This is a genomic window from Paenibacillus sp. Root444D2 (assembly GCF_001426375.1).
In the GTDB taxonomy this organism is placed as follows: Bacteria; Bacillota; Bacilli; order Paenibacillales; family NBRC-103111; genus Paenibacillus_E.
In genome coordinates this window covers 1,104,493-1,117,932 of sequence record NZ_LMEO01000045.1, presented here as the reverse complement: position 1 = coordinate 1,117,932, position 13,440 = coordinate 1,104,493, and the positions used below count along the sequence as shown (strand labels likewise).

At 44.6% G+C, this 13,440-nt stretch carries 11 protein-coding genes and 1 riboswitch; of the genes, 8 read left to right on the top strand and 3 right to left on the bottom strand.

Features of this window, described 5'->3' with window-relative positions; translation table 11 throughout:
* Positions 1–22 precede the first annotated feature (22 nt).
* The 7 genes from ASD40_RS26175 to ASD40_RS26140 all read left to right on the top strand — a co-directional run bounded on the left by ASD40_RS26175 (position 23) and on the right by ASD40_RS26140 (position 8,374).
* Complete coding sequence (locus ASD40_RS26175; RefSeq protein ID WP_057306052.1) at positions 23–2,530, top strand: HAD family hydrolase; 2,508 nt, start codon at positions 23–25, stop codon at positions 2,528–2,530.
* Between the two features lie 110 nt (positions 2,531–2,640).
* Positions 2,641–3,444, top strand: coding sequence for a VanW family protein (locus ASD40_RS26170; protein WP_057306051.1), 804 nt, complete (start codon positions 2,641–2,643; stop codon positions 3,442–3,444).
* 85 nt (positions 3,445–3,529) lie between these two features.
* Positions 3,530–4,168, top strand: coding sequence for a DUF2238 domain-containing protein (locus tag ASD40_RS26165; protein ID WP_057306050.1), 639 nt, complete (start codon positions 3,530–3,532; stop codon positions 4,166–4,168).
* Between the two features lie 75 nt (positions 4,169–4,243).
* Positions 4,244–5,329 carry a lactonase family protein gene (locus ASD40_RS26160; protein ID WP_057306049.1) on the top strand — a complete coding sequence of 362 codons (1,086 nt, stop codon included), beginning with the start codon at positions 4,244–4,246 and terminating at the stop codon, positions 5,327–5,329.
* An 817-nt stretch (positions 5,330–6,146) separates the two neighbouring features.
* Positions 6,147–6,596 (top strand): MarR family winged helix-turn-helix transcriptional regulator, encoded by a 450-nt coding sequence (locus tag ASD40_RS26150; protein ID WP_057306047.1) that lies wholly within the window; start codon positions 6,147–6,149, stop codon positions 6,594–6,596.
* Positions 6,593–7,861, top strand: a complete 1,269-nt coding sequence (locus tag ASD40_RS26145) for an MFS transporter (RefSeq protein WP_057306046.1) — start codon at positions 6,593–6,595, stop codon at positions 7,859–7,861. Before ASD40_RS26150 ends, ASD40_RS26145 begins: the two co-directional genes overlap by 4 nt.
* A gap of 114 nt (positions 7,862–7,975) precedes the next feature.
* Entirely contained in the window at positions 7,976–8,374 is a 399-nt protein-coding gene (locus ASD40_RS26140) for a hypothetical protein (protein ID WP_056836124.1), read from the top strand.
* A 103-nt stretch (positions 8,375–8,477) separates the two neighbouring features.
* Here ASD40_RS26140 and ASD40_RS26135 read toward each other — a convergent pair whose 3' ends face one another.
* From ASD40_RS26135 to ASD40_RS26125, 3 genes are all read right to left on the bottom strand, one after another.
* Positions 8,478–8,840 carry a LytTR family transcriptional regulator DNA-binding domain-containing protein gene (locus ASD40_RS26135; RefSeq protein ID WP_057306044.1) on the bottom strand — a complete coding sequence of 121 codons (363 nt, stop codon included), beginning with the start codon at positions 8,838–8,840 and terminating at the stop codon, positions 8,478–8,480.
* 180 nt (positions 8,841–9,020) lie between these two features.
* Entirely contained in the window at positions 9,021–10,445 is a 1,425-nt protein-coding gene (locus ASD40_RS26130) for an NAD(P)/FAD-dependent oxidoreductase (RefSeq protein ID WP_057306043.1), read from the bottom strand.
* A 58-nt stretch (positions 10,446–10,503) separates the two neighbouring features.
* A riboswitch (purine riboswitch) is annotated at positions 10,504–10,602 on the bottom strand.
* Positions 10,603–10,674: 72 nt separating this feature from the next.
* Complete coding sequence (locus ASD40_RS26125) at positions 10,675–12,417, bottom strand: sensor histidine kinase (RefSeq protein WP_057306042.1); 1,743 nt, start codon at positions 12,415–12,417, stop codon at positions 10,675–10,677.
* 83 nt (positions 12,418–12,500) lie between these two features.
* On the opposite strand from ASD40_RS26125, the gene ASD40_RS26120 reads away from it, so the two are divergent.
* Complete coding sequence (locus tag ASD40_RS26120; RefSeq protein WP_057306041.1) at positions 12,501–13,235, top strand: MBL fold metallo-hydrolase; 735 nt, start codon at positions 12,501–12,503, stop codon at positions 13,233–13,235.
* Positions 13,236–13,440 lie beyond the last annotated feature (205 nt).

Here is a 13,440-nt window from a genome sequence, read left to right as displayed (position 1 = left end):
AGAATAATTAAGGAGGTTCCTAATGCTGGAGGTACCGCATACAAATATAAGCTTTACTGATCTTCATTTATGGAAAAAAGATCGCTTTCTAAGCAGCTTGATTGGCGATATCGACGCGATTGAGCTGCTCAGTTTGGATATTTTCGATACACTATTATTTCGTACATGTGCGAATCCCTCTGATGTTTTTGTTCTGGTTGCTGAAAAAGCTCACCGTATTGGCTGCCTGAAGGCATCCATAACGCCAGCTGCTTTCAAAGAGATGCGGATTCGTGCTGAGAACAAAGCTCGTGATCGGCAAACTGCCGCAACGGGCTTTGGCGAGGTCACTTTGGAACTCATTTATGCTGAGATGCCGGAAGGAATCTGCAACAGGGATAAGATGGCTCAGATAGAAGTCCAGATCGAGGCGGAAGTTTGCTATGTGAACCCACATGTGGCGTCATTGTTAGCTGCTTGTAAAAGCAAACAGATTCCGGTAGCGCTGTTATCGGATATGTATTTATCCTCAGCGCAGCTGCGTTGGATTCTTTCATCAGCAGGTCTAGATTTATCAAGTGTGGATACATTGCTTGTTTCTTCAGAGGAACATGAAGGGAAGTCATCGGGGCATTTATTCGCCAGGTTGAAGGAACTTTACCCTAAGATCACGAGTCACGCTATTGTACATATTGGCGACAATATAGCCGCAGATGTGGAAGGTGCCTCCAAAGAAGAAATAAGGAGCATTCACTACCATGTCGTTCCTGAGCATTTCGAGAGCTTGCAGCACTGGGAATTTGTTAGACATGGACATGTACTGCCGGAATGGAAATCCCTGCGCAAGTTAGCTGAAGCCTCGGATATGACGGTTGGAATGGGGGAGCTTGATCGTTTTTTTTATAAGATAGGTACCAGTGTAATAGGACCGTTCTTGCAAGCCCTGTGTGAATGGGTCATTGATCAATGCGTGGATGAGGGCATCCAGACTGTTCATCCACTAATGAGAGAAGCTTATTTGTTAGCGCCGATGCTTGAAAATGCTGCGCGTATTCGAGGTATTGACCTTCAGATTAAGCCGATCTATGTTTCCAGACAAGCTACTTTTTTGGCAGGACTGGAGAGCTTTGGTGATGATGAGCTAGCGCTTTTGCTAGGTATTCACGGTTTGGAAATAGGCGAGCTACTCGAGGTACTCGATATCAGCGAGGAAGGCGTTCATTTTGAAGCGTTTTTGGAGGAAAGAATTGAAAATTGCAAGTATATGGTTGGCGAAAATGGAAGCTCGATCTACGATCAAGTTGTGGGTTTTCTACGAAGTGCACCTATACAAACTAAGATTATGGCGTCTGTGCAGCGGCATAGGCAGCTTTTTGTAAGTTATTTGAAGCAAGAGTTTGGTTCGCCTGAACGGTTGGTAACGGTCGATATTGGCTTTCATGGAACCATACAAAAATCATTAGAAAAAATCGTAAGCTTAGCTGGACATAAGCCGCAAATGACGCATTTGCTTGCTGTTGGCGCTAATCGGCTGGATGAACTGAGCATGCGCGGTATGGATATCCGTAGTATGCTGCGCTCGCGTAGCGGGGGAAGTGATGAGGGGAGACGCATCGCAAGGACGCCGGCTTTTTTGGAGGAGCTCATGATGGGCGATTTCGGTTCGACGCTGCGTTATGCTGAAGGTGAGTTCGGTCAAATTGGACCGATTACGGCAGAACTGAAACGTACAGAAGAAGAGTATGCGATGAAACGGGCATGCCAAGAAGGTGCTTTGGCGTTCCAAGGTTATTATGCCTATCTGCTGCAGCAGAAAGAGGGGCGATTGCAGCGCGCATCCTTACAGCCTGTGGAGTGGAGCAAGCCGCTGCACCGTGTTCTCGATATGCCGAGACCAGACGAAGCGCGGTTGCTGGGGGATTTAACGCATCAGGACAATTTCTGTACCGAGTACATTGCACCGATTTGTGAAGATGTGGCCGAGGAATGGTTCGCGCAGGGGCCTGAAGCATTTTTGAATTCCTGTAACTATGGGCCGTCGATTTTGAATGCGAATTGGCCGCAGGGCCTTGTGACTAGACGATTTCCGTATTATTTATATACATACTATTTGCGGCTTCAAGATGGGTTTGGTACCCAGGTGATGTTGTTTGAGACGATTCAAAGGGTAAAAGAGAATGGGACATGTGCCATTCACTTGTATGGAACAGGGGCTTTTGCCGAGCAGGCCTTGAAGATGGCTTGGTTTTACGGACTCCAGATTCGTTATTGGATTGATCCGCAAGTTGGACTTACTGCTGCGCCTTGGGGGCGGTTTGCTTATGTTACTTTGGAAGAGGTAAGAGATGGGGGGACCAACGCAGAGATAGTGGAAGAGACAAGGGCTGAGACTGGATTTGGGATAGAGAAAGAGACAGAGGTAGAGAAAGGAAATACCTCTCACGCTTTCTTGATCGCGACGTTATCTGAGATGAAGGAATATAAGAGCCATATTTTGCATGTATATGAGGGTAGTGAGGTAACGCCGATTTTTTACGAGCTTCGTCCTTAGGAAATTACGCCTTAAGTCATTGAACCAAATCGATGGATGGAACATCTTAATTAGAGATTTATTAGCTTGCAGGATGAACCTATTTTGGTTGAAAAAGGAAGGTGGATAGGATGAAGCAAAAGTTACTAAGCTTGTTTCCCGTGCTTTATCGCTTGCGAATTGCCCAGTTGAGACTTAAACGGCACTTCAAGAATTTGAATCCATCGATTACCTACGCTAAGCATAGAGTTGTCCATGCGCTTCCCTATACTTGCAAAAAGCACCAATCCTTACTGCGAAGAAAGCTCGGTTCTTCTGATCCTATTTTACAAGAAAACAAAATTACAAATCTTCGGATCAGCGTTGGACGTATGGATGGCATTGTGATTCGACCAGGTGAAACCTTTTCCTTCTGGAAATTAGTTGGGAAAACGACGTCGGCTAAAGGCTACATAGAAGGCCTGCTGTTATCGCAAGGCGGTGTGAAACGTGGTGTTGGAGGCGGGATATGCCAGTTGGGCAATTTGCTATTTTGGATGGCTTTGCATACCCCACTTCAAGTCGTGGAGCGGCATCACCACAGCTTTGATCCATTTCCGGATGATCATCGGGTTCTACCTTTTGGGAGCGGAGCGAGTGTATTTTACAATTATATCGACCTGCGCATTTATAATGCTACCCAGCATACTTTCCAGTTCCGGTTGTGGCTGACGGATGAGCATTTGAAAGGGTCTGTACATTGTGACGTGCTTTTACCGCATGCCTATCATATCGAGGAGAGAAACCACCGTTTTCTTGAGAAAGAGGGCCGGAACTATCGTGAAAATGAAATTTGGCGCAAGGTTGTTGATAAAAGAACTGGAAACATAGCTGCGGAGGAGCAAATGATTCATAACTTCTCTGAAGTGAAGTATGACTTGTTCAATACGTCTTAAAAAGGTACTAGTTGAAGTTAGTACTTTTGGAAAAGATAGTGGCGAGGTAACCTGAGTTTATAGAAATAACAAGGGGGACTAAGCCATGCAAACCATTTCATTCACTAAAAACTGGTTTTTGCAAATGATGATCGTTCTGTATGTAGGGATATGGATTTGGCTGGCGGTGGAGCCTTACAGCAGGTATGACTGGGTTCTGGAAAATCTGCTGATATGGGCAGCGCTAATTGGACTTGTAAGTACGTATAAGTTTTTTTCATTTACAAATCTGTCTTATGCATGGATTGCTTTGTTCCTGTTGCTGCATACATTTGGGGCTCATTATTCGTATAACGAGAATTGGGTGGATGTTTGGTTGAAGCTAATTCTTCATACGGAACGTGATCATTATGACCGTTTGGTGCATTTCAGCTTTGGATTGCTCCTTGCCTATCCGATTCGGGAAGCGATGAGTGCATGGACGCGGCTAGGCAGTAAATGGCTTTATGTGATTACTTGTGTCATCGTGTTGGCAATGGGGGCTTTTTATGAGCTTATTGAAATGTGGGTGGCGCTGCTTGTGGCTCCTGAGATTGGGACGTTGTTCCTCGGAACACAAGGTGATCCCTGGGATACGCACCACGATATGGAGCTTGCTTTGTATGGGGCGGTGATTGCTATGGTGATCACTGCGGTTTGGCGTAAGATGCGGGTGGGTAGTAAAGTCAAGAAAGCAGGATTATGAGATGAAGTAGGAAATGAGTACAATAGAAGTGACACTATTTATAGCAGAAATCGCTATCGTGGAGGCTGGTTGCTAATGTCAGTAGGAGAACAGAAAGAATTGTATGTCTATGTGGGTTCCTATACAGATGAGCGCAATGCAAATGGGATTTCATTGTATGCGTTCAATCCTTTGAACGGAGAAATGAGGTTGGTGGAATCGTATACGGATTTACCGAATGCCTCCTTCCTTGCACTGAATGATGCGCGGACGATATTGTATGCGGTGAGTGAGACCGAAACGTATAATGGTCGTTTCGGAGGCTCCGCGGCAGCTTATGCGATAGAAGCCGGCACCGGGAGGCTGAAGAAGTTGAATCAGCAGCCTACGGACGGAGCTGCTCCTTGTTATATCAGCTTGGACCAGACTAACCGAACAGTGTATGTAGCGAATTATTCAAGCGGCAGCGTCACTGTTTATCAGGTAGAAGCGGACGGGCGGCTTGGCGAGCATACGCAGTTGGTGAAGCATGAAGGCCCATTAGGGCCGCGTGCGGATCGCCAAGAGGCTCCGCATGCACACTCGATTGTTCCGGCACCGAACAATCGGTATGCGATTTCAGCCGATCTGGGCCTTGATCGGCTGGTGGTTAGCAGTATCGACGCGGAGAGCGGCTTGCTTCTGCCGCATGGCGATGCGGCGATGAAGCCGGGCGCAGGCCCGCGGCATTTGGTTTATAGCGCGGACAGTCGGTACGTGTACGCGATCAATGAGCTGGACAGCACGGTTACCGTGCTGGGCTATGAGGCCGACGCGGGAGTTCTGACCGCGCTGCAGAGCATTTCGACGCTGCCGGAAGGCTTCAGCGGCGAAAGTACATGTGCGGACATCCATCTCTCCGAGGATGGCCGTTATGTGTATGCATCTAACCGCGGACACGATAGTATCGCGGTTTATGAAGTTGACCGACAAAGCGGCACGCTGTCGGTCGTGGGTTGGCAGGCGACGCTCGGGCGGACGCCGCGGAACTTTGCTTTGTCACCGCAGGGGGAGTTCCTCCTCGCGGCGAACCAGGACTCGAACAGCATTACAGTATTCCGCATCGATGCGGACACTGGAATGCTGCGTGAAACAGGGCAAACGGTAGCGGTATCGCGACCGGTTTGCATTAAGTTTCTTTAGGACATAAAGAGCAAACACCCACGCAGCGTAGGCTGTTGGGTGTTTGCTCTTTTTTGTCTTGTTGGCAGGTGGCCAATTCCTGCCTTGCTAGGGTTTTCGCATACGATAGGCTTGGAAAATGAGCCTATCTCAGTCAACGGTAGAATAGGCTCKTTTTCCGAGCCTATTCTTGTTTGCTTCATTCCTCGCTTCACCTATCCTTCCTTAATACTGCCTTAAGCTCGGAGATTGCTGAACGCCCAGGATCGGGACTTCTCTACCTCACTGTAGCGATGATTTTCATCGCTACAGTGAGGTAGAAGACCAATTTTGCCCTCATAGTGATGAAAAACATCGTTAAAGATGGCGGTTTTACATTTTTTGACCAAAGAGATGGTCTGAGACGATGTTTTTCATCGTTAAACGCATGAAAAATTGAATTCAAGTCTCGTTAGTGATGAAAAACATGCTTAATGCCTCGGAATTACCTATCCAACTAAAACTCACTGATATAGCAGCAAATTTAGTAAGAAGCCGCAGCAAAGTAGGCTATATTTTTGTAGGTGTGGGTGTTAGGTGTGGGTGTTAGGTGTGGGTGTTAGGTGTTAGGTGTTGGGTGTTGGGTGTTGGGTGTTGGGTGTTGGGTGTTAGGTGTTAGGTGCTGGGTATTAGGTGTTAGGGTGTAGGTGTTGCTCCTGCCCGTAATATCGCTCTTATCTTTGGTCATAAATTAGGCGAGAAAATTAGTTGCACATGCAACTAATCAGGCGTATGATAAAACAGTAGCAAGTGCAACGATTCGGAAGATTACTACAGCTCAAACGAAGGAGACGTGTTTATGATCGAAAAAAGAAATTCGATACCAAGGTGGGTCTCACTCATTTACCGTTACGGACAGATGTATATTGGCGAGCATTTGAAGAAATACGACATCGGCAGAGGACAGCATATTTTCATCAACGCGCTGTATAAAGAAGATGGTCTTACGCAAGAAGAGTTGGCGGATTATTTGAAGATTGATAAAGGTACGACAGCAAAAGCGCTTAAAAAGTTAGAAGAGCAAGGCTACATAACCCGCACGGTCAGTAAAAAAGATAAGAGATGCAACGAAGTTCATCTAACCGAAAAGGCGCTGTTGATTAAGGGTGATGTGCGGAAGGTCCTAACAGATTGGCGAGAACGTCTTACGTATGGTTTAACAGATGAGGAGAAACAAATGGCTTTGACGATTTTGGAGAAAATGGGAGATAATGCGTCCCGTTTCGCAGAGGAGCAGGTGAAGTCATGAATATGAAGCTTGCAGGTTCACTGTTTGTCGATAAGCATTTTCATGCTTTAACGCATCGTAATTATCGGTATCTTTGGTTAGGTCAGTGTGTATCGCTCATTGGAACATGGATGCAAAATATTGGGCAGTCTTGGCTCGTTCTAACGATCACTGGCTCGCCTCTTAAGCTTGGCATTGTTGCGGCATGTCAGTTCCTCCCCATTCTTTTATTTTCCTTGTTTGCAGGCATTATTGTCGATAAGTTTCCAAAGAAGAACATCCTGCTTGTTACCCAAACGGTCGCGATGATTCTAGCCTTTACGTTAGCTATACTCGTCTTGACGGATACGGTAAAGTACAGCTACATTATTGTGCTAGCGCTGCTGCTTGGACTTAATAACACGCTGGATATGCCAACAAGACAGTCGTTTAATATAGAAATTGTGGGAAAAGAAGACCTTATGAATGCCATAGCTCTTAATTCAACGACATTTAACATGGCAAGAATCGTTGGGCCTGCTATTGGTGCGGTGATGATGGCTTGGCTGGGTGCTGGTTGGTGTTTCTTGCTCAATGGGGTTAGCTTCCTAGCTGTTCTGTATGGATTGTTTCATATTCAAGCAGCACCTTATGTTAGGAAGAAGAACTCACGCGATGGAATAATGAAGGAAATTAAAGATGGAATTGTCTATATTGCGAGGGATCCCTTACTAGCACAGACTGTGCTTCTCGTAACGGTGATCGGGACGCTTGCTTTTAACTTTAATGTACTCATTCCGGTTTTTACTAAAAGTGTGCTGCACATGGGAGAGACGACGTATGGCACGTTAATGTCATGTCTGGGAGTAGGTTCTTTCGCGGGGGCTCTTACGATGTCATTTCGCAGTAAGCAAGGGCCAATGCTGAAATTAAGTATTGTAGCTAGCTTAGTAGTTGCGGTTTGTTTGGTCTTAAATGGACTGAGTACCTCCGTTTGGGTCTGTGGTGGATTGTTAGCTTTAACTGGATTTTTCAACATCATATTTGCAACAAATAGTAATTCTTCTCTTCAGATGCATGCCAAAGAAGAGTATCGCGCGCGCGTAATGAGTGTGTATTCACTTGTATTTGCGGGCTCCACGCCAATAGGAAGTATTTTTGCTGGTTTTGTTGCAGATCGATATGGTGCAAATGGGGCTTTCGTCTGTTGCGGAGTGTTAACTGGTGTGCTTTGTCTGATTATTATTTGGAATTATAGGAAGAAATCTCCTGGAAAATCACTAGAAGAGATAGGAACTGCCTCATAAATGAGAGGAAATGTTATTTTTTATAGCAAAAATAACCATTTTTTGGATTGTCAATTGTTGGTGTATCCGATACAATATGAGTTATATTCATGTCGTTATTGGGGAGGGAATCTTGTGCTGGGCTTTTTGAAAAAATGGATGCATACACCAAAGCAGGAACCTACGAACGCTGTGGATTATAAAACGATGGAAATCGACGTTGTTATCAAGTGCTTTGTGTCGGATAAAGACAAGCCGTTTCGTGTGATTTTTAAAGTGGAGAAACAAGGCTCATTCTTTTCCAAAGATATTTTCGTGAAAAATGTGGATATTAAGACACCCTACGAACTGGTTTATAACTTCTCCACACTTGGAATGAACTATGAAGAGCTGAAGAAGTACGAAAGCACAGATCATGCTGAGTACAGCTTCGCGACTTTGGAAGAAGCCAAAAAGGTGAAAGATACAACAGTCGACTACATACGCTTTCTTATCCGTGAGCATCAACAAGAAACACTCGCAAAAATATCATAGGATTCGACCAAAAAGGAGCTAGCGAGGATTCTCGTTAGCTCCTTTTCTGTATAACCTCGCGGCGCTGTAGTTTATTATAATGCTGGCCTTAAGGAAGGTTTCTTTATTTTGCTGATTCACCTGCAGCGGCTTCCGTTTTGTGCTGCTGCACGATTTCTTTCAGTCGGAATTGGCGAAGCTTCGTAATCGATGCGAATTTGGAATCAGCACCCTTGATTTCGAAAAATACTTTGCCATCCTGAATCTGTAGAATCTTCCTTGTATTCACATAGCAATCCGTATTGACCTTGAAAAAGGAGCTATTTGTAGTAATTTCTTGAATTTGCTCAGTGGTCATGCGTTTTTTAATGTGATAGTTTTTCCCATGGAAAGAGACGAGCCCATGTTCTCCGACACGGAAGTACATAATATCCTTCTCCAGTGCGAAATCTTCATAGGTGTTTCTAGTTTCGAGCGCTACATTCATTTTGTAATCCCCCTTTTAAAATGATAACGCTTACATTGAGAACGTTTTCATCTTACCATATTTTATAAGAGATTTAAAGTAGTTTTAAACGTTAGATACCAAAAGATCTAACTCTAATGAGTTAGATCCGATAGTTAACAGCAGATTTTGACGAAAGAGATCGTATTTCCCCGGAAATAATTAGACGACTACGTTGCGGGCTACCCAGACGCCTGCAGCCCCAGCTTGGGCCAAGCCTCTTGTAATTCCTGCCCCGTCACCGCCGCAGAACAAGCCTTGTATCTCGGTTTCGAAACTTGCACTAAGTTTAGGTCGAGCGGAATAAAATTTCGCTTCAACACCATAGAAAAGAGTATGCTCAGAAGCGATGCCTGGCGTTACCTTTTCAAGCGCATGAATCATTTCAATTAAACTTTTCATGGTGTTGTATGGAAGAACAAGTCCTAGATCACCAGGAACAGCTTCAGATAATGTCGGCTCAAGGAAGCCTTCGCGAATCCGATCAGCCGTTGACCTGCGTCCGCGCATGATGTCTCCATATTTCTGCACGATAACACCGCCGCTGGATAAGTCATTCGCATGTTTACATATTTCCCGCGCATATTCATTCGGCTTATCGAAAGGCTCAGTGAATTTATGAGAAACGAGCAGGGCGAAGTTCGTATTACTGGAGCCTAGGGCTGGATCCTTGTAAGAGTGTCCGTTCGCTGCCATGACTCCGCTGTGATTCTCGACCACAACATGACCGGATGGATTGCTGCAAAATGTACGTACTCGTGTACCCACCGATGTATTATAAATGAACTTACCTTCATAAAGATGCTCGTTGATTTCGCGCATAACGACATCCGACGTTTCTACGCGGACGCCTACGTCGACTTGATTGTTATACATTTTAAGTCGGCGCTTTTTAAGTACTTGGGTTAACCATGCAGAACCATCTCTACCTGGAGCTAACATCACTTGTTTACTATGAATTTCAGTGCCATCCTTCATACGAATGCCTTGGATGACATGCTTGTCCTCCCGTTTGAAAGTTAGGATATCTTCAACTTCAGCTTTGAACTGCATATCGATACGTGTTTTCAAATGTTCATAGATGGATTTCAAAATCATCAAGTTTTGCTCGGTTCCCAGATGTCTAACCTGAGCGCGAAGCAGCTTTAAGCCTGCAGCATAGGAGCGCTGTTCTATATCTTTTACGGCCTCTGTCGTAGGATCCGTAATATTCTCGGTTGCACCATGCTGTAGATTTATACCATCCACATAACGAATCAGATCGATCACTTTGGTTGGTGCCAAATAATCCGTCATCCAGCCGCCGAATTCGGTGGTGATGTTGAATTTGCCGTCGCTATAAGCGCCAGCGCCTCCGAAGCCAGCCGTGATGGAACAGGCAGGAAGACAGCCTGAGAAGTCCTTTTTGCCTGCTGGGGGAGGACACAGTTTGATTTTACTTTCCAGGATCGGACAACTGCGATGGTAAATATCATGGCCTTTGTCTATGAGCAATACTTTAGCGTTAGGGTGAAGCAGTGTCATTTCATAACAGGCAAAAATACCGGCAGGTCCTGCACCAACAACGATAAAATCATAAGTTTTCATTGCAATCTCCTCTGGATCATTCAATTTTGGACACAAAAAAACCCAGCCACACGGGTATGCGAAAGCAAGTACCCGTCGTAGCTAGGAAGTTATGGCTCCCTCTAGAGACCCTTAAGCCAATCCTCAAGGATATACGAACGATTTATGCGTATGTGGCTATTACTTACTGCCTTGATTATCATAATACGAACATTAAATGATGTCAATCGGATAATGTTCGTGTAAATCTTTATACAACAATGGAAATCGTAAAGCTGGTTTCGGTTTCTGAACTGCTGACTTGAACGGTTCCGTTATACTTATCCACTAATTTTTTGACAATGCTCAAACCTAAGCCGGCGTGGAGTCCGGATTCTTGTTTCGTAGAGAAGCCAGGCTCGAATATACTTTTTAGACGATCGCTTGGGATAGGGTCTCCATTGTTGATCACCTTGAATGTAAGTAAATTTCCTTCCAACACACCAATTAAGCGGACTTCTTTGTCCTCTGCCTTTTTGGAAATAGTAACAGCATCAAACGCATTATCGATTAAATTGCTGATGATTCGAACGAGATCTGTCGCTTTGACAGCTCCAAGGTTGATCTGATTTAAATTACCGACTTCATGAATGAATGTAATTTTGCGCTCGACGGCCTGTATAACCTTAGATTGTACAATCGCGCACAAAGCGGGCACGTTAATTTGAATAATGTCATTCAAAGCGGTCGTTTCACCAATAATCTCGGTGGTGTAACGATCTAATTCCGTATATTCTTTCAAATGAACGAGAGAATGTATCGTAGCCACATGATTATTGAAATCATGGCGCTGTTCCTTCATGGAACGGAACAGAGAGCCGATATGATCCACATAAACTTCTTGGATGCTTTCCGCGGTCGCTTCACGATTCCGATTGATGAAGCGGATGCTCAGGATAACTAGAATGAATGCGATTAGTGCAGTTGATCCGATCAGAATGAGCAGGTTCACTTGCTGTTGTTGAATTGATTGTTGTACGGTTTCATAATCGGCTGTCAAACCGATAACAACAGGAGAATCCAGTTGAAGCGGAATGAACATTTTGAGATAAGTTTTCCCATCGATCGTGGTGATAAGCTGCTTTGTTTGCTTCGATTGCATGACGGCTTGCACCATCTCTTGATCCCGATTATCTTTCATCGTGTAGGAACCGAACAATATCTCCCGATCTGTGAACCAAGTGTAGCCTTCCTTTTTATACTGTTCCTGCTGCTTCAGGAAGATCGGTGGATTGTATACGGCAATTTCTTTGGCGCCATTGTTGGAATAGCCATGAATCATTTCATTAATAACAGCATCCACACCCGTTTCCCGTTGATAATCTCGGAAGAACGTATCATGCACGTAGGGATCGAGAATATAATTCGTGCGGCCATCGTAATAATAGCCCCATTTGTCAACAAATTGAGGACTCGTCATGGACGTATTCATGGGTCCTGACCAATAATGAGGCAGCGCTTGGCCGCTTTGTACTTTCGTTTCTTTGGTGTCCAGAAGCTGATTGAACGCTTGAAACCAATCTCGGCTCCACGTTTTGGTACTCATATTAATTTCCTTGGGCTCGGAGGATTTGTAGCCAATAATGTCATCACCGCTTCGTTTCATTAACGTAATATGATCGATCATTAACTCCTTACTGAGAACGGTAAGCTCTTCATTCGTTACTTTCTCAATGTCAGGATCGAGTCGGTATTGTGCTGCTAAGGAAGCTGTACGCAGATTTTGACCGATTAGATTTTCAACATATTTCTCACCTGTTTTGGAATGTTTAATGGAGATGGCGACGTTATCGGCGATAAGCTGCAGCTTGGTTTCAAGCTCAGATGTTAGCATTCTCTTCGTATAATAGTAGAATACGCTATCCGTAAGTAGTACAATTATTAAGGAAATCATTAGGATAGAGATCGAGGAGCGAAGGTGGATTTTCGGTTTTGGTTTATGTGGTCTATTCATATTATCCTCCTAAAAATGGCCATATCTTATCAACTATCATAGTATAAAAATACATAGAATACACACGTATAATGGAGGTATTTATGAAAGTAACATTTCTGGGTTGCGGAGACGGTTTTAGTATCGAGCAAGGGCATAATAGTGCTCTTCTTACTTTTGCAGATACGAATTTATGTATAGATTTCCCTGAGTCTAATCATCTTGGGCTGCATCAATTGGGAATGAAGCTCAATCAGATCGAGCATATTTTGATCACTCATCTGCATGAGGATCACGTGAATGGCTTGCAGAAACTCGCTTTGTATCACCGGGTGTACCCAGGCAGAGTGAAGCCGAAGCTTTATGTACCTACCGGTTTAAAAAACGATTTGTGGCAAATCTTGCGCCACGGATTGGAGCTGACAACGCGGGGCAAGCGTGTGTTTGAGGACTATTTTGACGTCGAATGTGTGGAAAATAAGTTTACGGTAGCGGGTGTGGAATTCGAACTTGTCCCTACCTTGCATGTGCCAGACATGCTTAGTTACGGCCTTCTATGCAAGCCGTACTTCTACTTTAGCGGGGATACTAGGTTGGATGAAAGCTACATTCGGAGTATCGCTGATGAGGTGCAAACCATTTATCACGAATGTCATATGCAAGATGATCAGCTGCCGTCGCATACGTCACTTGAGGAACTGCTGACGCTGCCAGAAAGCATTCAAGCGAAGATGATTCTAATGCATTACGTGGATGATTATGTGCAGCCTGATCGGCGGCAGAAGTTTCATCAGGAGTATAAGTTTCGGTTGGCTGAGCCTTTGCTAGGGTATATATAGAGTGACATGTTGATAAGCCTCAAGCAGTGTATATCTTGCAGCTAATGAAGGACCTACCTTATAATAGTTCTTACAAGGGAGGCGGTAAATATGGCAAATCAATTTGCCGGAATAAGTAACGACTCATGCAAAGCCTTTCATTAGGGCGATCTTTGCATGGGGTGATTGGAGTCGTGATCGCCCAAGAAAGCTTAAATCGTTTCTA